The 21,908-nt window shown below is 74.1% G+C and carries 15 protein-coding genes and 1 riboswitch; of the genes, 10 read left to right on the forward strand and 5 right to left on the reverse strand.

The features are described from left to right. Positions 1–137: 137 nt before the first annotated feature. From ACQUFX_RS01420 to ACQUFX_RS01435, 4 genes are all read right to left on the reverse strand, one after another. Complete coding sequence (locus ACQUFX_RS01420; RefSeq protein ID WP_428964235.1) at positions 138–1,259, reverse strand: coiled-coil domain-containing protein; 1,122 nt, start codon at positions 1,257–1,259, stop codon at positions 138–140. A 3-nt stretch (positions 1,260–1,262) separates the two neighbouring features. Further along, positions 1,263–1,395, reverse strand: a riboswitch (cyclic di-AMP (ydaO/yuaA leader). Positions 1,396–1,549: 154 nt separating this feature from the next. Beyond that, the gene (locus ACQUFX_RS01425; protein ID WP_428964236.1) at positions 1,550–2,464 is read right to left on the reverse strand and encodes a cation diffusion facilitator family transporter; all 915 of its coding nucleotides are present in this window, start codon (positions 2,462–2,464) and stop codon (positions 1,550–1,552) included. 299 nt (positions 2,465–2,763) lie between these two features. Further along, a complete protein-coding gene (locus tag ACQUFX_RS01430) occupies positions 2,764–4,881 on the reverse strand; it encodes a HelD family protein (protein WP_428964237.1) in 2,118 nt (705 codons plus the stop codon). 367 nt (positions 4,882–5,248) lie between these two features. Further along, on the reverse strand, positions 5,249–5,578 hold the full coding sequence (locus ACQUFX_RS01435; RefSeq protein ID WP_428964239.1) for a hypothetical protein: 330 nt from the start codon (positions 5,576–5,578) through the stop codon (positions 5,249–5,251). A gap of 329 nt (positions 5,579–5,907) precedes the next feature. Between ACQUFX_RS01435 and ACQUFX_RS01440 the strand changes: the two genes are divergently transcribed. The 4 genes from ACQUFX_RS01440 to ACQUFX_RS01455 all read left to right on the forward strand — a co-directional run bounded on the left by ACQUFX_RS01440 (position 5,908) and on the right by ACQUFX_RS01455 (position 11,669). After that, on the forward strand, positions 5,908–6,399 hold the full coding sequence (locus ACQUFX_RS01440) for a DUF3145 domain-containing protein (RefSeq protein WP_067362039.1): 492 nt from the start codon (positions 5,908–5,910) through the stop codon (positions 6,397–6,399). 160 nt (positions 6,400–6,559) lie between these two features. After that, the gene (locus ACQUFX_RS01445; protein WP_428966825.1) at positions 6,560–8,281 is read left to right on the forward strand and encodes a glycoside hydrolase family 3 protein; all 1,722 of its coding nucleotides are present in this window, start codon (positions 6,560–6,562) and stop codon (positions 8,279–8,281) included. 83 nt (positions 8,282–8,364) lie between these two features. Beyond that, complete coding sequence (locus ACQUFX_RS01450; protein ID WP_428964241.1) at positions 8,365–9,348, forward strand: glycosyltransferase family 2 protein; 984 nt, start codon at positions 8,365–8,367, stop codon at positions 9,346–9,348. Further along, positions 9,345–11,669, forward strand: coding sequence for a hypothetical protein (locus ACQUFX_RS01455; RefSeq protein WP_428964243.1), 2,325 nt, complete (start codon positions 9,345–9,347; stop codon positions 11,667–11,669). The genes ACQUFX_RS01450 and ACQUFX_RS01455 overlap by 4 nt, the downstream gene beginning before the upstream one ends. A 35-nt stretch (positions 11,670–11,704) precedes the next feature. Here ACQUFX_RS01455 and ACQUFX_RS01460 read toward each other — a convergent pair whose 3' ends face one another. Continuing rightward, a complete protein-coding gene (locus ACQUFX_RS01460; RefSeq protein ID WP_428964245.1) occupies positions 11,705–14,419 on the reverse strand; it encodes a PIG-L family deacetylase in 2,715 nt (904 codons plus the stop codon). 401 nt (positions 14,420–14,820) lie between these two features. Here ACQUFX_RS01460 and ACQUFX_RS01465 point away from each other — a divergent pair, with 401 nt between their 5' ends. The 6 genes from ACQUFX_RS01465 to ACQUFX_RS01490 all read left to right on the forward strand — a co-directional run bounded on the left by ACQUFX_RS01465 (position 14,821) and on the right by ACQUFX_RS01490 (position 21,884). Next, complete coding sequence (locus ACQUFX_RS01465; protein ID WP_428964247.1) at positions 14,821–15,984, forward strand: ROK family protein; 1,164 nt, start codon at positions 14,821–14,823, stop codon at positions 15,982–15,984. Between the two features lie 47 nt (positions 15,985–16,031). Further along, positions 16,032–17,087 carry an extracellular solute-binding protein gene (locus ACQUFX_RS01470; RefSeq protein ID WP_428964249.1) on the forward strand — a complete coding sequence of 352 codons (1,056 nt, stop codon included), beginning with the start codon at positions 16,032–16,034 and terminating at the stop codon, positions 17,085–17,087. A 147-nt stretch (positions 17,088–17,234) separates the two neighbouring features. After that, positions 17,235–18,308 (forward strand): ABC transporter ATP-binding protein, encoded by a 1,074-nt coding sequence (locus ACQUFX_RS01475; protein ID WP_428964250.1) that lies wholly within the window; start codon positions 17,235–17,237, stop codon positions 18,306–18,308. After that, positions 18,305–20,092, forward strand: a complete 1,788-nt coding sequence (locus ACQUFX_RS01480; RefSeq protein WP_428964252.1) for an ABC transporter permease — start codon at positions 18,305–18,307, stop codon at positions 20,090–20,092. Before ACQUFX_RS01475 ends, ACQUFX_RS01480 begins: the two co-directional genes overlap by 4 nt. After that, positions 20,089–20,934, forward strand: coding sequence for a creatininase family protein (locus tag ACQUFX_RS01485; RefSeq protein WP_428964254.1), 846 nt, complete (start codon positions 20,089–20,091; stop codon positions 20,932–20,934). Before ACQUFX_RS01480 ends, ACQUFX_RS01485 begins: the two co-directional genes overlap by 4 nt. After that, entirely contained in the window at positions 20,931–21,884 is a 954-nt protein-coding gene (locus tag ACQUFX_RS01490; RefSeq protein ID WP_428964256.1) for an amidohydrolase family protein, read from the forward strand. The genes ACQUFX_RS01485 and ACQUFX_RS01490 overlap by 4 nt, the downstream gene beginning before the upstream one ends. Positions 21,885–21,908: the final 24 nt, after the last annotated feature.

Raw genomic sequence — 21,908 nt, forward strand, 5'->3', positions numbered from 1 at the left:
CGTGACCACCTTTTCGTCCTCCACGCCGGGTCGCTCACCTGATAACCCCCGGTACGGCGTCACGGGCACGGTCCGGCGCGGACGAAAACGCCCGGTGTCCCCCGTGACGGCGGGACACCGGGCGGTCGGCGTACGGGTCAGTAGACCGACAGGTGCACGTGGTTGGTGTGGTCGCTGGACGGGTCCCCGTTCGCCCCGCTGTACGACTTCCAACCGCTGCTCGGCAGCCAGATCTGCCGGTACCAGATCACGTACAGCACGGCGAGCCGGTCGGCGTTCCTGACGTAGTACGCCGCCAGGTTGTTGCCGTACGTCCGGTCCCCGCCGGTGGCGTCGCCGCCGAAGCCGTTCTTCTGCGCCGCGAAGTCGCAGGCCCGGCCCTTGGGGTGCTCACCGGAGCCACCCGGCCGGTAGCAGGAGACGTACCGGGTGAAGCCGGCCGCCTTGGCCTGGTTGAGCGCGTGCAGCGTGCGGGGGGTGATGCAGCCGTTGGCCGGGGTCGGGTCGTTGACGCTGCACGACTCGCGCGGCCAGGAGCCGTCGGGGTTGCGCGGCGCGGCCTTGGCGGTCTTGGTGCTCGTCCCGCCCGGCCCGCTGGACCCGCTGGACCCCGCGTTGCTGCGTTGCTGCGCCTGCTGCCGGCGGCGCTCCTGCGCCTCGCGGGCATCCCGCGCGATGGACGCCTCCAGAGCCTGTTCGGCCTGCTCCTTGCGCTTGGCCATGGTCGCGACCTGCTTGCGCTGCTCGCGGACCTCGCCGTCGAGGGCGAGCTTGGTGCGGGCGGACGAGTCGCGGGTCTCGCGCAGCCTGCGCAGCTCCCGCTCCTCGCTGGCGGCGACCTGGTCGAGCGCGGCGGCGCGGTCCAGGAAGCCCTCGGGCGAGTTCGCGTTGAGCAGCGCGTTCGCCGCGCCGAGCCGGCCGGTGCGGTACGCCACCTGGGCGATCTCACCGACCTTGCCGGTGCGGACCGCCAGGTCGGCCTCCAGGGTCTTGAGCTGGCCGGTGAGGTCCTGCTGCCGCTTGGCCGACTTCTCCAGCTTGGCCTTCGCGTCGAGCCAACCCTTGCTCGCCGCCTCGAGCTGGTTGCGCAGGGCCGGGGTGCCACCCTCGGGGTCGTCGTCCGGCGCGGCCAGCAGGCCGGCCCGGGTGGCGGCGGACGTCGGCGTGACCGGCGCGATGGCGGCGCCGACGGCGAGCGCCGTGACGAGCACGGCCGCCAGCCGGGCGGTGATACGTCGCGGTGATGCCACTACTGCCAAGACATGTCCTTCCGTCAGCCGCCGACCGGGTTAGCTGACGGGTTCGGGACGGAAGATCCCTACCGCGCTGACGCGGATGCACCCCACGGACGTGGTTCCCCGGCTCGCCACCGTGGCGATTAGGCGACGGCCACCGCCGGCGCCGGTGGGCGCCGCCTGGCGGAGGCCGGAACCGAGCCTACCGGTGCGGGTGTGACTACTGCAGTCACCGTGACCGCTGACGTCCGGAGGGACACCAGTTAACTCGGCATGAACCGGACAATACGCGCCCAGATTTAAGCGTGCGCTAATTACCAGCCGACCGCCCCGCAGGCCCCCGGTGACGCTCCGGGCTCGATCTGCAACGTGGCGTGCTCGATGTGGAAGTCCTCGCGCAGGGCCGTCCGGGCGGCGGCGAGGACCGTGCCGACCTCGGCGCCGGGGGTGGTGGTCAGGTGCGCCGAGGCGACCTCCATGCCCGAGGTGAGGGTCCACAGGTGCAGGTCGTGCACCTCGGCCACGCCGGGGACGGCGGAGAGCCGGTCGTGCACCTCGGTCACCTGGAGGTGCTCCGGGGCGGCCTGGACCAGGATCCGCAGCGCGGCGCGGGCCAGCCGCCAGGTCCGGGGGAGGATGAAGGCGCCGATGGCGACCGCCACCAGCGGGTCGGCCCACCACCAGCCGGTGACCATGATCACCAGTGCGGCGGCGATCACGCCGAGCGAGCCGAGCAGGTCGGCGAGGACCTCCAGGTACGCCCCGCGCAGGTTGATGCTCTCCTCGGCGCCCTTGCGCAGCAGCCCGAAGGCGACCACGTTGGCGAGGAGGCCGAGCAGCGCCACGACCAGCATCGGGCCGGTGAGCACCTCCGGCGGCTCGCCGAGCCGGCGGACCGCCTCGATCAGCACGTAGACCGCGACCCCGCTGAGCAGCAGCGCGTTGGCGAGGGCGGCGAGCACCTCCAGGCGGTAGAGGCCGAAGGTGCGCTGCGGGTCGGCGGTGGCCCGGCGGGTGGCGGTGATCGCGGCCAGCGCCAGCCCGATGCCCAGGACGTCGGTGAACATGTGCCCGGCGTCGGAGAGCAGCGCCAGCGACCCGGTGCCGAAGGCGCCCACGGTCTGCACGACCGTGAACGCGGCCAGGATGACCAGCGCGGCCCAGAGTCGCCCCCGGTGCCGGTGTGCGGCGTTCGCCACCGTGGCCTGGTGATCATGCCCTGCGCCCACGTCCACACCCTCCGCCTGTCGTCCGGACCCGGTCCAACATATGCTCACATCGCTATGTGTGCAAGTAAACTGTCGGTATTCGGCCGTTGACCGGTGGGTGACAGGTCGACCCGGGGGATCAGGCCGCCGGGACACGGCGGGGCGAGCCCGCCGGGACACCGCCGGTCAGCCCGCCGACCACCCGGCGGGCCGGCGGGTGGGTCGGGCAGAACGGCAGGCCGGTGGGCGGACCGCTGGCCGGTGGGTCCGGGCAGGCCGCTGCCGGCGGGCGGGTCGGGAGGCGGGCCGAGGCCGGTGGCTCAGCCGGTGATGTCGAGCGTGGTCAGGCGCTGGGTGGCCCGGGAGAGCGCGACGTACAGGGTGCGGACGCCGGAGCCCGGATCGGCCCGGATCTCGCCCGGCGCGACCAGCACCACCCCGTCGTACTCCATGCCCTTGGCCTGGAGGCTGGTCACCACCTGGAGCCGGGTCCCGCCCCGCTCGCCCAGCCAGCCGGCCACCTCGTCGCGGCGCGGCACCGGCGTGATCACCCCGACCGTCCCCGGCACCTCGGCCAGCAGCGCCTCCGCCGCCGCGACGGTCGCCGCCGCCAGGTCCGCCGCCGGCACCAGCCGCCGCACCGGCTCCACCCCGGTGGAGCGCACGGCGGTGGGCAGTGGCAGGTCCGGGTCGATCCGGCGGATCTCCGCCGCCGCCACCGCGAAGATCTCCGCCGGGTTGCGGTAGTTGGTGGTCAACGTGAACCGGTGCTGCCTGCGCCGGCCCAACGCCTGGTCCCGGGCCCGGGACAGCTCCGCCGGGTCACCCGTCCAGGCCGTCTGGGCGGGGTCGCCGACCACCGTCCAGGACGCCAGCCGACCCCGGCGGCCGATCATCCGCCACTGCATCGGCGAGACGTCCTGTGCCTCGTCGACCACCACGTGGGCGTACTCCCGGTAGTCCTCCGGCCGCTGCCGGGCCGCCGCCCGGGCGGCGCGCTGCCGGTCGGCGTGGGTGCTCAGCTCGCGGACCCCACCGGCCAGCGTGTACGGGTCCCGCTTGCGCCGGGCCGGCTGCACCGGCTTGCCCAGCAGCGTGTCCAGTTCGTCCAGCAGGGCGATGTCGGCGATGGTCAGGCCCTCGGTGTCCAGGGTGCGCCAGGCCGCGTCGAGCAGCCGGATCTCCGCACGGGAGAAGATCCCGCCCGCGTACCCGCGCAGCCGCTCCGGCCGGGCCAGCCAGCCGAGCACGTGCCTCGGGTGCAGGCGGGGCCACCAGGCCTTGAGGAACTCCCGGAACTCCGGCCGGTCGGCGATCTCGTCCTCGAAGGCGCGCTGCTCCGGCAGCCGGCCGACGCGCAGCTTGCGGGCCTGCGCCCAGAGCGCGGCGAAGATCCCGTCGAACCCGGCCCGGCGCACCTCGTTGCGGCGGGCCCCCCGGGGCAGCGCCCGCTCCCGGATGGCGTCCAGCTCCGCCCGGGTCAACCGGAGCAGCTCGCCCCGGTAGAGCAGGCGCAGCTCGGTCGGGCCGTCCGGCACCGCGTCCCGGGCGGCCCGCTCCAGCACCCGGCGCATCCGCAGCGACCCCTTCACCGCCGCCACGTCCGGCGGGTCGGTCCGGGTCGAGGTCAGGCCGGTGAAGAGCGTGCCCAGCGAGCGCAGGGTGGCGCTCTCCTCGCCGAGCGACGGCAGGACCGACGCGACGTACTCGACGAAGACCGAGGAGGGGCCGACCACCAGGATGCCGCCGCCGGCGTACCGGTTGCGGTCGGAGTAGAGCAGGTACGCGGCCCGGTGCAGGGCGACCGCCGTCTTGCCGGTGCCGGGACCGCCGGACACGATGGTCACCCCGGAGCCGGGGGAGCGGATCGCCTCGTCCTGCTCGCGCTGGATGGTGGCGACGATGTCCCGCATCCCGCGCCCGGTGGCCTTCGACAGGCTGGCCAGCAGCGCGCCGTCGCCCACCACGGTCATCTCCGGACCGGCGGCGGACGGGTCGAGCAGGTCGTCCTCGATCCGGGTGACCCGCTCGTCCGACGACTGGATCGTCCGCCGGCGGACCACGCCCAGCGGAGCCGCCGGGGTGGCCCGGTAGAACGGCTCGGCCGCCGGGGCCCGCCAGTCCACCACCAGCGTCTCGGCGTTCTCGTCGCGGACCCCGAGCCGCCCGACGTACAGCGTCTGGCCCCCGCGCAGGTCCAGCCGGCCGAAGACCAGCCCCTCGTGCTCGGCGTCGAGCAGGTGCCGGCGCTGCGCGGCGTGGAACACCATCGCGTCCCGTTCGACAAGCGCGCCGAAGGTGCCGACCCGGGCCAGCCGGTACCCGTCGCGCTCCGCGCGGGCCGCCGCCCGGCGCAGCTCGGCCAGCCGGGCGTACACCCGGTCAAGCTGCCGCTGCTCGACGGCGATCTCCCGGTCGAGGCTGGTGTGGTCGGTCAACGCAGCAAGCTCCCGTGGCACGGCGGCCGGAGCCGCGGTGGGCGCGCCGGCGGTGTGCCGGGCGACCGGGTGAGACTACGGGAGGGCTCCCGGCGCATGTCACGGCCTTGCCGATCAGCGGTCCGGCCCACCTCGGGCGACCCGGGTACCCGTCGTTCCCGTGGTGAGCCGCCCCCGGCCCGGCGATGACGGTTCTCCGACGCGACGCCGGCGCAGGTATCGGTTCCCGCACACCGCACTCCGATGACGCCCCGGCGCACACCGCAGCGCGATGACGTGTGTCGACACGGCAGTACCGCCCGCCGGCGCGGCCGACGGGCGGTACTCGGGTGGCGCGGGTGAGGGCGGGGACGCCCTCGGGGAGGGCTCAGCCCTCGAAGACGCCGGCCTCGACGAGACGCTTCTCGGTGTCGTCCCAGCCGTGGCCCGGGTGGGCGGCGGCGAGGGTGGCGATCTCGGCGCGGATCTTGGTGGCGTGGCCGGCGGTGGCCAGCGTGCGGATCTCCTCGACGAAGGCCTCGGAGTCGGTACGCAGGTGCGCGGTCTTGCCGTTGGTCAGGTTCCGGACGTAGGCGTGCTTGCCGCCGTTGAGCGGGATGAGGTACTTGAACTCGCCCAGCACGCTGAGGGCGCCACCCTGGCCAGCCTGGCCGGCCCGGACGGACGCGCGCGCGGTCTTTGAGGTGTTGCTCGCCACGGAGGTGCTCCTTGTGAGACGTACGGGAGGACGGGACGTCGTCCGGGGGCTACGGCGGGTGACGCCCGGGAGGAGCCCGGACCTCGACCCACCGAAGATGTGCGGCGGCATAAACCGCCGAGGAAACTGTACACGACCATGGACCCCGGACGGTCCCCACGGCCTGTCCCAAACGTGCGTAACCACCCCGTCGGGTGGGACTATTCCGGACCGCGAATTTTCCGATTCCCTGGCGCACCATCCGTCACAGCAGTCATCATGTCTTCGCAGACCATTCGGTGGACGCGAGGTCGTAGGGGAAGACGCACCTCGCTCTCCGGGAGGTCACCGTGCCAACGCGTGGCGTCGTATACGTCCACTCGACCCCGCTCGCCGTGTGCTCGCACGTCGAGTGGGCGATCGCGCGCGTCCTTGCCGCGCCGGTCAACCTGCAGTGGACAGCCCAGCCCGTCGACCCCGGCGCCCGGCGCGCCGAGTGCGGGTGGACCGGTCGCCCGGGGACGGGCGCCGAACTGGCTGCTGCCCTCCGGCAGTGGCCCATGATCCGTTTCGAGGTGACCGAGGAGCCGAGTCCGGGGGCCGACGGGGAGCGGTTCATGCACGTGCCCGGCCGGGGGCTGTTCCGGGCGACCGTCGGCGCCGCCGGGGACATCCAGCTCGGCGAGGACCGGCTGCGCAGCATCATGGCGACCGTCCGGGCCCCCGAGGGGCTGGCCCACGCCCTCGACAAGGCGCTCGGCACCGCCTGGGACGCCGAGCTGGAGCCGTACCGGCACGCCGGGGACGGGGCCCCGGTGACCCTGCTCACCCGGGTCGGCTGAGTCGCCGGGGGCGGCGGGGCGTTACCCGTGCTCGCGCGGGCGGCTCACCCGCGTCCCCGGTGCCGGGGTGACTTGCCCCGATAAGGGATGAGCTGTTGGGATGGGCGGCGTGTCGACCTCCCCGCGCCACGCCACCCCGCCGCCCGCCGCCCGCTCCGCCCTGCCCCGCCGCCTCGGGGTCGCGTTCGTCGCCCTGACGTTGCTGCTCGCCACGGGCTGCGCGGGCGAGCGGGAACGCCCCGCCGCCCCCACGCCCGAGCCGACCTCGTCGTCGGCGACGGCGACCCCCACCCCGGGCGCCGCCGCCGACGACCCGGCCGGCCGGGCCGCGGACCTGGTCGCCACGCTCGGGGACGAGGACCTGGTCGGGCAGGTGCTGATGGCGTACGCCTACGGCGACTCGGCGACCACGGTCTCCGCCGGCTCGGCGGCCGGCAACCGCGCGCTGGCCGGCGTCGACACCCCGGCCGAGATGATCGCCAAGTACCGGCTGGGCGGGCTGATCCTGGTCGGCTTCACCGCCGACGACCCCACCGCCGGCAACCAGGCCACCACCAACGTCGACAACCCGAAGCAGGTCCGCGAGCTGACCGACGGGCTGCGCGCGGCGGCGGGGAAGCTGCCGGCCGGCGCGGCGCCGTTCCTCATCGGCACCGACCAGGAGTACGGCGTGGTCACCCGGGTCACCCAGGGGGTGACCCTGCTGCCCAGCGCGCTGGCCGCCGGGGCCGCCGACGACCCGGCGCTGACCGAGGCCGCCTGGCAGGCCGCCGGCACCGAGCTGGCCGCGATGGGGATCAACCTGGACTTCGCCCCGGTCGCCGACGTGCTGGTCAGCCGGAGCACGGTGATCGGCTCGCGGAGCTTCGGGGCCGACCCGCAGCGGGCGGCGAAGCAGGTCGGCGCGGCCGTGCGGGGGCTGCAGTCGGCCGGGGTGGGGGCCACCGTCAAGCACTTCCCGGGCCACGGGCACAGCGCCGACGACTCGCACACGGAGCTGCCGGTGCTCGGGCAGAGCAAGGCGAAGCTGGCGAAGGAGGCCTGGCCGCCGTTCACCGCCGGCATCGACGCCGGTGCGCTCGCCGTGATGTCCGCCCACCTCGACGTCCGCTCGGTGGACCCGGGCACCGCCGCCACCTTCTCCCGCAAGGTCCTCACCGACGTGCTCCGGGGCCAGCTCGGCTTCCAGGGCGTGGTGATCACCGACGGGATGAACATGGCGCCGGCGCAGAAGTGGTCGCCGGGGGAGGCCGCGGTCCGGGCGCTCACGGCCGGCAACGACCTCATCCTGATGCCGCCGAACGTCACCAAGGCGTACGACGGGCTGCTGGCCGCGCTGCGCGACGGGTCGCTGCCCCGGGACCGCCTGGTCGAGGCGGCCACCCGGGTGCTGACCATGAAGTTCCGGCTGGCCGACCGCCCCGCCCCGGCCCTCGACACGCTGAACGCCCCGGCGCACCGGCAGGCCGCCGAGAAGCTCGCCACCGCCGCGGTCACCGTGCTGCGCGGCCCGTGCGGCCCGGCCCCCGTGCTCGGCCCGGTCACCGTCACCTCCTCCGGCGGCCGGGACGGCACCCGGCGGGTGCTCACCGAGGCGCTGACGGCGGCGGGGGTCGAGGTGGTGCCCCGGGGCGGCCGGGTGGTGCACCTGGTCGGGTACGGCGACGGGACCGGTGACCTGCGCTCCGGCGCGGCGGTCACGGTCGCCATGGACACGCCGTACCTGCTGGCGCGGGCGACGTCCCCGGTGCTGCTGGCGACGTACTCGTCGAGCCGGGCGTCGATGACCGGGCTGGCCCGGGTGCTGGCCGGCAAGGCGGAGCCGACCGGACGGTCCCCGGTGAAGGTCGCCGGCCTGCCCGCCACCACCTGCGGCGACTGACCGGCGCGGAACCCGCCGCGACGCCGGGCCCGCTGGTAGCGTTCGGCTGTCCGCCAGCCAGCCGAACCCGGGGGGCGCGCGCCGTGACCGGACCGGAGCCGACGCTCTCCGTGGTGATCCCGATGTTCAACGAGGAGGGTGTGCTGCCGCTGCTCGCCCACCGGCTGCGGGCCACCCTGGACGGACTGGCCGAGCCGTACGAGGTGGTGGCGGTGGACGACGGCAGCACCGACGGCACCCCGGCCCGGCTGACCGGGCTGCGGGCGGACTGGCCCCAGGTCCGGGTGCTGCGGCTGCGCCGCAACAGTGGACACCAGGCGGCCCTGCTCGCCGGCGTGTTCCGGGCCCGGGGGTCGTACGTGGTCAGCCTCGACGCCGACCTCCAGGACCCGCCCGAGGTGATCCCGGAGATGCTGCGCCGGGCCCGCGCCGACGACCTGGACGTGGTCTACGGCGTCCGCGCGGACCGCAGCCGGGACACCGTGTTCAAACGCTGGACCGCGACCGGCTACTACCGGCTGATGCGGCGGCTGGTCGGCAAGCAGGTGCCCGCCCAGGCCGGCGACTTCCGGCTGCTCAGCCGGGCCGTGGTGGCGGCGCTGCGGGACCTGCCCGAGCGGGCCCCGGTGCTCCGGCTGGTGGTGCCCTGGCTGGGCTTCCCCAGCGGGGAGGTCACCTACCAGCGGGCGGAACGCGCCGCCGGGCGGACCAAGTACCCGTTGTCCCGGATGGCCGGGCTGGCCGCCGAGAGCGTGACCAGCTTCTCCGCCGCGCCGCTGCGCGTCGCCACCTGGCTCGGGTTGGCCGGGGTGGCGGTCTGCGGGGTGCTGCTGGTGGTGGCGGTGGCCGCCTGGGCCGCCGGGGCCACGGTGACCGGCTGGCCCTCGCTCTACGTGGCGGTGCTCTTCCTCGGCGCGGTGCAACTGCTCTGCCTGGGGCTGCTCGGGGAGTACGTGGCCCGGATCTACACCGCCGTGCAGGCCCGCCCCGCGTACCTGGTCGCCAGCGACACCGCCGACGACCGGGTCGCCGACTCCCCGGTCGAGCTGGCCGACAGCCTGCGGTGACCGCGCTCGCCACCGGGGCCGCCCCCGGCCCGACCGCCGCCCGGCCCCGGCCCGGCCCGGTCCGCTGGGCGCCGGCCCTCGTCGGGTACGCGGTGGTCGCCGCCGCCCTGCTGGCCACCGGCACGCCGCCGGTGGCGCTGGCCCGGTGGAGCGGGTACGCGCTGCTGGCCGTGCTGCTGCCCGGCACCCTCGTCTACCGGTCGCTGCGTCGCCGCCCGCACACCCTGGTCGAGGACCTGGCCATGGGGGCGGCGGTCGGGCTGGTGCTGGAACTGGCCGCCTGGGCGGTGACCGTCGGCCTCGGCGCGCCCGGCTGGCTGCGGCTCTGGCCGCTGGCCGTGGTGCTGCCCTTCGCGGCGGTCCCCGGGCTGCGCCGGCACTGGCGACCGACCGGGTACGCCCGGGTGCCGGCCGGCTGGGCCTGGTCGGTGACGGCGGTGCTGGCCGGGTTCACCCTCTACCTGGTCGAGTCGTTCCTGCGGGTCAACCCGGTGCTGCCCACCGAGGAGGGCCAGGCGCAGTACATCGACCTGGCGTTCCAGCTCTCCATCGCCGGGGCGGCGACCCACCAGATGCCGCCGCAGGTGCCGCAGGTGGCCGGCGAGCCGCTGCACTACCACTGGTTCGGCTTCGCCCACCTGGCGGCGAGCAGCCTGGTCAGCGGCGTCGACCTGCCCACGGTCTTCTTCCGGCTGGCCGTACCGGCGCTCTGCGCGCTGGCCGTGGTGCTGGTCGCGGTGGTCGGCTGGCGGATCACCGGCCGGCCGTACGCCGGGGTGGCCGCCGCCGTGCTGATGTTCACCGTCGGCGAGTTCGGCTACGAGAACGGCCTGCGGCAGCTCTTCGGCACCCAGGTCACCTTCATCGTCTGGGGCAGCCCGTCGATGACGTACAGCTGGGTGCTGCTGCTGCCGTTGCTCGCCGCGCTCGGGGAGATCGTCGGCCGGGCCCGGGGGGTGACCGTCCCGCCGCTGGGGCGGGGCGCGTGGGCGCTCGCGGCGGGTTTCCTGGCCGCCTCGACCGGTGCGAAGGCCAGTTCGGTGCCGGTGGTGCTGGCCGCGCTCGGCCTGGTCGCGGTGGTGCTGGCGGTGGCCCGGCGGCGGCTGCCCCGGGCGGTGCTCGCCGCCGCCGGGCTGACCCTGGCCGCGCAGCTCTTCGCCACCGCCGTGCTCTTCGCCTTCGTCAGCCACGGGGTCACCGTCGAACCCCTCGCCGGCCTGCGCGGGTACGTCGACGACGCCGTCGACCGCCCGGCGGCGGTGACCGGGCTGCTCTGGCTGGTGGTCCTCGTCGCCTTCCTGCTCAACCTCCAGCTCCGGCTGGCCGGCGCGGTGGCGGTGCTGCGGTACCGCCGCTGGCGGCCGGAGCCGGTGCAGGTGTTCCTGCTCGGCGGGGCGCTCGCCGGGCCGGCGGTGTACCTGCTGGTCGCCCACCCGGGCAGCAGCAACCAGTACTTCCTGCGGGCCGGGTTCACCTTCGGGGTGATCCTCTCCGCGTGGGGCTGGGCGGAGGTGGTGGACCGGGCCGGGCTGGCACGGCGCGGACGGCTGCTGCTCGTCGGGGCGGCGGCGTGCTTCGCGGTGCTGCTCACCGCGTACCAGTGGCGGTTCCCGGCGAGCGGGCCGACCCAGGGGTACGGCGCGGTGCTGCCGCTGCTGGTCTGGGCGGCGGTGCTGGCCCTGCTGGCGCTGCTGGTGGCGCTCTGCTGGCCGGCGCTGGTGGGCCGGTGGCCGGGGCTGGCCGGTCGGGGCGGGGCGGTGCTGCTCACCGGCGTCCTGGTGGCCGGCGCCCCCGGCCTGGTGCTGGACGCCGCCGCGGCCCGCACGTACCCCAACGGCGGCGCGTACGCGGTGGTGCCGATGCCGGCGTCGCGGGTGGAGGCGGCCCGCTGGGTCCGGGCGCACAGCGCACCCGGGGACGTGCTCGCCACCAACGTGCACTGCTGGCGGGTGGTGGACGACCGGTGGTGCGACGCCCGCTCGTTCTGGCTCAGCGGGTACGCCGAACGGTCGGTGCTGGTGGAGGGGTGGGCGTTCGTGCCCCGGATGGTGGGCCTGCCCGGTGGCCCGTACGCGGCGTTCTGGGACCCCGACCGGCTGCGCGCCAACGACGCCGCGTTCACCGCCCCCACCGAGGCGGGCCTGGCCGACCTGCGCGACCGGTACGGGGTGCGCTGGCTGGTGGTGGACCGCTCGGTGGAGCTGGAGTCGCCGGACCTGCCCGAGCTCGCCGACCTGCGGTACGACACCACCCGGATGGCCGTCTACCGGCTGCGCTGGTCCGCAGCCGGTGGACCGGCCGGGCGGGACGGTGGCGGCTGATCCCGTCCGCCACCACCGTCCCGCCCGGTGCCGGGTCAGCGGCGCACGATCACCTGCTGGGCCAGGGCGCCACTGCCGTTGGCGGCCTCGAAGGCGGCCAGCACCCGGGCCGGGTCGCCCCCGTCCACCGGGATCAGCACGTTGACCGGGCGGTCGGTGCGCAGGTCGACGCTGCGGCTGCCGCGCGAGGTGTCACCGTCCCAGGCGTACAGGTACGCGGTGCCGCGCCGGTCGGCGCGCACCGTCACCTCGATCCCGCCGCTGACCGTCCGGACCCCCGTCACGGTGAGGGCACCGGCGGGCAGCTTCCGTACCGCGGCCGGAGCCACCCCGTCCAGCGCCGACTGGGCGAGGGTCTGCGGGCTGTGCACGCTGCGCGCGGCGGTGTCCGGGAAGACCGGGGCGCTCGGCTCCCGCTGCGGCGGGGTGTACCCGGGCAGCGTGGCCAGGCCGTACCGGTACGGGTCGGCCCGGACGCCGGTGAAGGTCGACCAGCCGAGCCGGGACTGCGACGACAGGTCCTGCGTGTCCGAGTCGTAGACCAGCACGTTGAAGCCCATCCGCTGCGGGTCCACCGCGTCGGGCAGCACGTCGAACGGGATGCTCGCCTCGATGGTGTACCCGGTGTACGGCTCGCTGACCTTGCTGACCACCCGCATGCCGGGCGCGGTCTGCTCGCCCGGACCCTGCCGGTTGTCGGCGTCGCGCTGCCAGCACGGCGGGTTGCCGTTGGCCGGGTCGTCGGTGATCGGGAAGATGCCCGCCTTGAACACCGTCGAGGTGTCCGAGGAGTTCCCCTTCGGGTCGACGATGATCTCGATGCTGTCGGTCCGCCGCTGCCGCTTGCAGTCCTGCGGGACCACCTTGCGGCCGAGCACGTCGTCGGTGACCTCGACGAAGACCTTCAGCGCGTCCGGCGTCCAGGCGACGCGGCCCTTGGCCGAGGCGTCGGCCGGGGTGACCGCCTGCCCCTCCCAGATCCGGGAGAAGTCCAGCTCCTCGCCGGGGTACTCGCCCTCGCTCGCCACCCCGTCCGTGGCGTGGTCGTGGCCGGCGTGCGGGATCTCGGTGGTCGGCACGATCTCCAGCGCGCCGGTCTCCACCGTGCTGCCGGTGCTGCTGGTGGTGGTGATGGTCAGGTCGTAGTCACCGTTGACCCCACCCTCGTTCGCGGTCGGCAGGGTGTCGTCGCTGTTGGTCACCGTGAAGGTGACCGCGCCGGTGGCGCCGGCCGCCAGGTCGCTGTAGCTCTTCGTAACGGCGTCGGCGGTGAAGCCCTCCGGCAGGCCCAGGGTGACCGTGCCGCTCTGCGGGGTCGTGCCGTGGTTGCGCAGGTCGACGGTGACCTCCCGGCTGCCGCCGGAACCGACGGTGAGCACCGGCTTGATCAGGGTGTCGAGCTGGCCGTACCCGCCCTCGGCGGCCCAGGTGCGGAACAGCCCCACCTCGGGCAGCGCCTCCAGGGTGCCCCGCACGTCGGCGACCACCCGGACCGCCTCGTCGGTGGTGCCGGTGCCCTGGCCCTTGGTGGTCAGGGTGGCGGTGAGCAGCTTCTGCACGCCGGTGTCGGCGCCCTCGGGCACCGTGACGCTGAAGACGGCCTTGCGGGCCTTGCCGGCCGGGACGGACGCGCCGACGCCCTTGACGGTCCGGACGGTCCAGCCGTCCGGGGCGCGCAGCGCGACCCGGGGCACCTCGATCGTCTGGTCGGCGGCCGACCGGACGTGGGCGGTCACCTCGATGGTCTGGCCGGGGGCGACGTCGAACCGGTCGGTGGTCAGGTACAGCTCGGTGCCCCGGCGCAGGCCGCCCTTGACGGACGGCAGGACCGAGCCGCGCAGGATCGCCTCCGGGGAGGTGTCCGTCGGGTCGTACGGGACCCGGCTGTCGACCAGGGTGTAGAAGTCGCAGCGGATGTTCGCCGGGTCGGTCGGGGCGGCGGCGCTGCTCGCCCAGCCCTGGGTGACGTAGTCCCGGCGGGCGTCGACCTCGATCTCCGCCCAGGTCCTCCCGGACGCGCTCGGGGTGCCCTCCCAGATGCCGAAGACCTGGTCGGTGGGGACCGTCGGGCGGAAGCTCGTGGCGCAGCCCGGGCCGGTCGAGGAGGTGCCGGTACCCCCGGTACGCAGGAACTTCGCCGGCCGGAAGAGGCTCAGCCCCTCCTGGTGCAACTGCTCCGGGAAGGCCTTCGGGTCGGCGGCGGCGTGGAACGCCTCGGCGGCGAACCGGGCGGCCTGCTGGTGGTTGCCGTGGTTGCCCGGGGTGGGGGAGGGGTTCATCGTCATGATGATCTCGGGCCGGGTGGTCCGGATGATCCGGACGATCTGGGCCAGGGTCTCGTCGTGGCCCCAGATCTGCTCGGACAGCGGCGCCGAGGCGGTGTACCAGAAGTCGACCCGGTCCAGGTTGTAGAGGTGCTCGACGCCGGCCCGGCCGATCGCGGTGCGCTCCTCGCGCTCGCGGATGATGCCCAGCGGCGGGCCCTCCTCCAGGCCGATGGCGTTGCCGCCGCCCTCGCCCCGGGTGATGGTGACGACGCCGGCCTTGACGCCGTGCTTCTCCTTCCACTGGCCGAGGGTGGCGAGGCTGGACGCCTCGTCGTCGGGGTGGGCGCTGACGAAGAGCACGTCGAGGTCGACGGCGTCGCGGGGACGCTCGGCCTGGGCGGTCGGCGCGGCCAGGGCGGTGCCGGGGGTCGCGGCCAGGGTCAGGGCCAGGGCCACGGGTAGGAGGAATCTCGGTGTTCGCATGCAGATCCTTCCGGTTGCGAGGTCCGAACAGCGTCCACCGTGGACGGTCGCGGCAGGGCGCGAGCCGCCGTGGCGGGGTGGTCGGATCGCTGACGGGACCGGCCGGGCGCACCGCGTGGGAGCGCCCGGCCGGGTACGCAGCGGTACGGGAGTCCGTACACACTGGAAGGCCTTCGCCCGGTGACGCTAGGGATGATCAAGGCCGCTCGTCAATGCTCTTCCTCGTTTTTCTTCATTCGCAGAAGAAATAAATCCCGGCCGGATCGGTGGGTTGACACCCCCGCCCTCCGTTGCTCGGGCTTGGCCTCCCTCGATGTTTCCGCTGCTCAGTGCCGTGCTGGCGAAGCTCCGAGACCCATTCGTTACTTGACTCGATAGTTCGTTCTCCGTAGGAAGGAAGTGTGACTGACGTGGTGACGCCACCAACGAGCCCGGTGAGCCGGGAGCGGTCGAAGGAGATCAAGCGCCTCTCGGTGATCTCCACCGCCCGCCAGGTGCGGGTGCTCTCCCGCGCCGAGCTGACCGAGCTCACCGGGCTGAGCCCCGCCACGCTCACCCCTCTCGTGCGGGAGCTGATCGCCGAGGGGTACCTGATCGAACGCGGCCCCGGCACCTCCCGCGCCGGCCGGCCCCGCGCCATGCTGGAGTTCAACCCCCGCGCCGAGCTGGTCGCCGCCGTTGCGCTGGAGCCGGCCCGGATCAGTTGCGAGATCGCCGACAGCGACGGGACGGTCGTCGCACACCGCACCATCCGTCTCGCCGGGGACATCGTCGACACCATCTGCCGCTCCGTACCCGAACTGGCCGGCGACGGGCTGCCCGCGCTGCGTGGGGTGGCCATCGCGGCGCCCGGCGTCTCCTCCGGCGGCGCGGTCCGCCTGGCCCCCTCGGTGGGGCTGGTGGAGGGGCGGCCGATAGGGGAGTCGGTCCAGCGGCACCTCGGGGTGCCGGTGGTGGTGGACAACGACGTGAACCTGATGGCCGCCGGCGAGCACGCCGCCGGGGCCGGCAGCGACGTCGCCGACCTGCTCCTGCTGCACGTCGCCGACGGCATCGGCGCCGGACTGGTCCTCGACGGCCAGGTGCGCCGGGGCTCCGGCGGGGCCGCCGGGGAGGTCGGTTTCCTGCCGCTGGACCCGGCCGACCGGGGGCACGACGGGATCGGCCCGTTCGAGGCCCGCTGGTCGGAGAACGCCGTCGCCGAGCGGGTCGTCGCGCTGGCCCCCGGGCGGCGGCCGGACGCGCCGGTGGCCGCCCTGGTCGAGCTGGCCCGCACCGACGGGCGGGCGGCGGCGTACCTCGACGAGGTGCTGGCCGCCTGGTCCCGGCTGATCGTCTCCTGCGTCTGCGTGATCGACCCGGGCCGGGTCCTGCTCAGCGGGGCCGCCGCCGACCTCGACGACGCCGCCGTCGACCGTCTCCAGACCCTGGTCACCGCCAGCGCGCCGGCCGCCACCGAGGTCCGCCGGGCAGTCCTCGGCGACCGGGCGGTGCTGCACGGCGCGGTCAGCTACGCCCTGGCCGCGGCGGCGGCCGGCCTGCCCGCCCTGCTGCCCAGCCCCTGAAGCCCTTCCAGCCCCTGAACGACCCCTTTCCCCTCGGAGGTACACCCATGAGACGTCGGATTCTCCTCGCCGGAGCCCTCGCCACCGTGCTCGCCGCCGGCACCGCCTGCGGCACGGGCGACTCGGACGACGCGGCCAGCGGCAACGGCGGCGGCGCCGAGCAGATCACCATCTACACCGCGCGCGACAAGAAGGTCGCCGACTTCGTCGTGGAGAAGTTCACCGCGAAGTACCCCGAGTACCAGGGCAAGGTCGAGATCCTCAACATCGGCGCCCAGGAGATCCTGGAGCGGGTCCGGGCCGAGAAGGCCAACCCGCAGGCCGACGTCTGGTGGGGCGGCACCCAGCAGGGCCTGGCCGCCGGCGCGGCCGAGGACCTGCTGGAGCCGTGGCAGCCGTCCTTCGCCGAGAAGATGGACGCGCAGTACAAGGACGCCGAGGGTCGCTGGTTCGGGGAGATCCTGCTCCCCGAGGTGATCATGTACAACAACAAGGCGCTCACCCCGGAGCAGGCGCCGAAGGACTGGGACGACCTGCTCGACCCGCAGTGGAAAGACAAGATCATCATCCGGGACGTGGCCGCGTCCGGCACCATGCGGTCGATCTACGCCTCGATGATCCAGCGCCTGTCGCCCGACGGCAGCAACCCGCAGCCCGGGTACGACTGGCTGAAGCGGCTCGACGCCAACACCGGCTCGTACGCGGCCAACCCGGCCGACCTGTACCTGAAGCTCTCCCGGGAGCAGGGCGTGCTCAGCGCCTGGAACCTCCAGGACGTGCTGCTGCAGGCCAACCAGTCGAACATGCCGTTCGGCTTCGTGATGCCGGCCTCCGGTGCCCCGGTGCTGGTCGACGGCCTCGCCGCGGTCAAGGGCGGCAACAGCGAGGGCGCGCAGAAGTTCATCGAGTTCCTCTTCGACGACACGCTCCGCGCCGACCTGGCCAAGGACTACTACCAGATCCCGGCCGTGGAGATCGCCGACCAGCCGGAGTGGCTGGCCCAGCTCGACCTCAGGCCGATGAACGTCGACTGGGACGTCATCGCCAAGAACGAGACCGAGTGGATCAACCACTGGAACAGCCAGATCAAGAACAAGGGCTGACCGGAGCGACGCCGGGTGCGCAGCCGACCGCCGCGCACCCGGCGGCATCCGACGGCCTGACCACGTGAGAAGGGGCACCTTCTCGACCGGAGGCGTTAAGAAGGTGCCCTTCCTTCCAGTCGCCGGCAGCACACGAAGGAGGACATCATGATCGATGTCACGCTGGAGTCGGTGAGCAAGCGGTTCGCCCGCGCCGGCGACACCGCGGCCGTCGACGACGTCGACATCACCATCGCCGCTGGTGAGTTCTTCACCCTGCTCGGCCCGAGCGGCTGCGGCAAGACCACCACCCTGCGCATGGTGGCCGGGTTCTACTTCCCCACCTCGGGGCGGATCAGGTTCGGCGCGGAGGACGTCACCCGACGCCCGCCGAACAAGCGCGACACCGGCATGGTGTTCCAGAACTACGCCCTCTTCCCGCACATGAGCGTCGCGCAGAACGTCGCGTACGGCCTGAAGATCCGCAAGGTGGGCCGGGCCGACGCGCGGCGGCGGGTCGAGGAGGCGCTCGGCCAGGTGCACCTCGCCGGGTACGGCGGGCGGCGCATCGACCAGCTCTCCGGCGGCCAGCAGCAGCGGGTGGCGCTGGCCCGCGCCCTGGTCATCCGGCCCCGTACCCTGCTGCTCGACGAGCCGCTGTCCAACCTCGACGCCAAGCTGCGCGAGGAGACCCGCACGGAGATCCGGCGGATCCAGAAGGAGAGCGGCACCACCGCCATCTACGTCACCCACGACCAGGCCGAGGCGATGGCGATGTCCGACCGGATCGCGGTGATGGAGTCCGGCCGGGTGCAGCAGATCGGCGCCCCCCGGGAGATCTACCACCGGCCGGCGACCGCCTTCGTGGCCCGCTTCATCGGCCGCAGCAACGTGCTCTCCCTGCCGGTGACCGGCGGCACCGACGAGAGCGTGACCGTCGGGCTGCCCGACGGCGGCGAGACCGTGGTCGCCGCCCCGGTCGGGCACGGCCTGCGCGCCGGGGAGACCGCGCTGGTGTCGGTCCGCCCCGAGCACATCGGCCTCACCTCCACCACCGAGCCGGGGGCGTTGCCCGGCCGGGTGACCGAGCTGGAGTTCACCGGCATGGCCACCAACCTGATCGTGGACGTGGCCGGCGAGTCGGTGCAGGTGGCCGCGATCGACGTCCCGGCCGGGCTGGCCGTGGGCGACCAGGTCGGGCTGCGGCTGACCCGGGAGCGGATGTGGGTGGTGCGACCGTGACAGCCGCCCCGACCGCCGCCACCGTCCCCCCGGTCACCGGGGAACCGAAGCCTTCCGGGCGGGACCGCCGGCCCCGCCTCGCCGACCGGCTCTCCGGGGGCGCCAGCTCGCGCTGGTTCCCGTACGTGCTGGTCTTCCCGCTGGCGTTGATCCTCTTCGGGTACGTCGTCCAGCCGATGTTCGCCACCTTCGCCGAGAGCGTCGGGGTGGACGGGGTGGCCAACTACACCGAGTTCCTCAGCGGTGAGGGGGTGGCCCGCTCCTCGCTGCTCACCTCCCTGCTCATCTCGGCGGCCAGCGTGCTGCTCTGCGGCATCGTCGGCGTGGCGATGGCGTTCCTGCTCAAGCGCTTCCAGTTCCCCGGCCGCCGGCTGATCGAGGCGATCATCCTGGTGCCGGCGGCGCTGCCCCCGCTGATCGGGGCGATCTCGTTCCAGCTCCTCTACAGCGAGACCGGCATCCTGCCGCGCGGCCTCCAGCAGCTCTTCGGCACCGAGAACCCGGTGCTGCCGTTCACCGGCATCGCCGGGGTGCTGGTGGTGCACACCTTCACCATGTACCCGTTCTTCTACCTGGCCGCCTCCGCCGCCCTGGCGGGGATGGACCCCTCGGTGGAGGAGGCCGCCTACAACCTCGGCGCGGGCCGGGTGCGGGTCTGGCGGACGGTGCTGCTGCCGATGCTCACCCCGGCGCTGGTCTCGGCGTCCCTGCTGGTCTTCATGACCTCGCTGGCGTCGTACACCGCCCCGCTGCTGTTCGGGGTGGACCGCACGATGACCATGCAGATCTACATCAACCGCACCAACGGTGACCTGCCGATGGCCTCCGCCTACGCCTCGGTGCTCGCGGTGGTGTCGATCCTGTTCCTGCTCGGCATGCGCTGGTACGAGGGGCGGCGCAGCTACCGCTCGCAGTCCAAGGGCGTCGCCGCGCACCGGCGGGAGATCACCAACCCGTTCGGCAAGTGGGCCGCGCTGGCCGCCTCGATCCTGGCCACCGTGGTGCTGCTCGCCCCGGTGGGCACCATCGCCCTGGTCGCGTTCAGCGCGGACGGGTCGTGGACCACCGAGGTGATCCCGTCGGCGTACACCTGGCAGAACTTCGTCACGATCTTCTCCGACCCGAAGGCGTTCCAGCCGATCCTCAACTCGTTGCAGATGAGCCTGCTGGCCACCGTCGGCTGCGTGGTGGTCGGCGTACTGATCGCGTACGCGGTGCGCCGGCTGGACTTCCGGGGCCGGGCGCTGCTGGACGTGGCGGTCATGCTGGCCTGGGCGCTGCCCGGCACGGTGGTGGCGATCAACCTGATCTCGGCGTTCAGCACCGGCAACGCGTTCAGCTTCGGGCAGGTGCTGATCGGCACCTTCTGGATCATGCCGCTGGCGTACTTCGTGCGGTTCCTGCCGCTGGTGTTCCGCTCCAGCTCGGCGACGCTGGCCCAGATCGACCCGTCGCTGGAGGAGGCGGCCCGCAACCTCGGCGCCTCCTGGTGGCGGGCGTTCGGCACGGTCACCCTGCGGCTGATGGTGCCCGGCGTGGCGGCCGGCGCGCTGCTGGCCTTCGTCAACGGGGTCGGCGAGTTCGTCGCCTCGGTGCTGATCTACACCTCGCAGACCGCGCCGATCTCCGTCGAGATCAACAACCGGATGTACTCGTTCGAGATCGGCACCGCCGCCGCGTACGGCATGCTCCAGGTGGTGCTGATCTTCGTGGTGATGGTGGTCTCCGGCCGGCTCCAGAACGGCCGGTCGGCGTCCCGGGAAGCGGCGAGGTGGTCGGCGTGACCGCCACCTGGCCGGAGAGCGGCGGACTGCTGCCCGTCACCCGGGTACCCGGGGGCGAACTGGCGGAGGTCGCCGCGCGGGCGGACTTCGCGGTGCTGCCCGTCGGGGCGGTCGAGTGGCACGGCCCGCACCTGCCGCTCGGCACCGACCTGATCCTCGCCGAGGGCTTCGCCGCCGAGAGCGGGCGCAGCCCCGGCGGCCCGCGCGGGGTGCTCTTCCCCGCCGTGCCGTACGCGGCCTGCCCCGGGCAGACCCGGCCCTGGCCCGGCACCGTGGCGATCCGCCCGGAGATCGCCGTCGGCTACCTCGCCGACGTGATCGAGGGGATCGTCGCCGCCGGGTTCGGCCGGCTGCTGATCGTCAACGGGCACGACGCCAACATGTCCACCGTCCGGGCCGCCATGGAGTGGGTCTCCGGCCGCCGGCAGGCCAGCCTGCTGCTGGTCAACTGGTTCCAGTTGGTCACCCCGGCGGAGACCGGCGAGATCTACGGCGAGCTGCCCTCGCGCGGCCACGGCGGGGCGTACGAGACCTCCGGGGTGCTCGGTTTCGACCCCGACGCGGTACGCCTCGACGCGGTCACCGACCTGCCGCCGAAGCCGAAGCTGCCGGTGGCCCACCCGTACGTGCTGGTGGAGTCCCGGCCCGACCCGTGGCAGGGCTGGTCCGGGCACATCTCCCTGGCCAGCGTGCCGGCCGGGGACCGGGTCCGGCAGGTCGCCGGGGCCCGGCTGCGGGAGATCGTCGCCGCCTGGGTGGCCGCCCCGCCGCCCGCCCCGCCGACCGCCGACCCGCTCCCGGAACCGCCGGCGGCCACCCCGGGTGCGGAGGTGCCGTCGTGACCGTCGACCGGGGAGTGGAGATCGTCGACTTCCACCTGCACTTCCGCATCGGCGCGGACGAGACGATCCACGCCTGCGAGGAGGCCGCCGGGATGCACCCCGGCGGGGCGCACGAACGGGCCGTGCGCTCCGCCGCCTCCGCCCCGTACGCCACCGCGTGGCGGCAGACGTGGGGCTTCCCCGACCCGGAGCCGCCCGCGCCGGACTGGCGGGACGAGGCCGACCGGTGGGCCGGGGAACTGCGCCGGGTCGGCGTCCGCAAGGCGGTCTTCGTCACCGGGGGCGGCAACGACGCCGTCGCCGACGTGGTCGACCGGCACCCGGACCTGCTGCTCGGCTTCGCCCACCACGACCCGTACGCCCCCGGGGCCGCCGCCGAGCTGGAGCGGGCGGTGACCGAACGGGGACTGCGCGGGCTGAAGCTCTTCGCCCCGCTGCTGCGCGGACCCCTCGACGGCGAGGACCTCGACCCGCTCTGGGGCGCCGCCCAGCGCCTGGGCGTGCCGGTGCTGATCCACATCGGGCACTACGGCAGCGCCGGTGGCCTCACCGTCGGCCGGTACGGCGGCCCGGCGGAGCTGGTCCGGATGGCCCGCCGGTTCCCGGAGCTGACCGTGGTGGTGCCGCACTTCGGCGTGCAGCACGTGCAGGACCTGCTCTTCGCCGCCTGGGGCTGCCCGAACATCCACGTCGACACCTCCGGCTCCAACCAGTGGGTGCGCTGGATGCCGTACCGGCTGACGCTGGAGGACCTCTTCCGGCGCTGCTACGAGACCATCGGCCCGCACCGGATCGTGTTCGGCAGCGACTCGTCCTGGTTCCCGCGCGGGTACGTCACCCGCTACCTCGACGACCAGCTACGAATCTGCCGGGAGCTGGGCCTGCCCGACGACCACCTGCGCGCGATCTTCGCCGGGAACGCCGAACGACTGCTCGGCCTGAGCGACTGACCGGCCGACCGCCGGGGCGGCCAC

Source organism: Micromonospora fluostatini, from assembly GCF_050410825.1.
In the GTDB taxonomy this organism is placed as follows: Bacteria; Actinomycetota; Actinomycetes; order Mycobacteriales; family Micromonosporaceae; genus Micromonospora; species Micromonospora rosaria.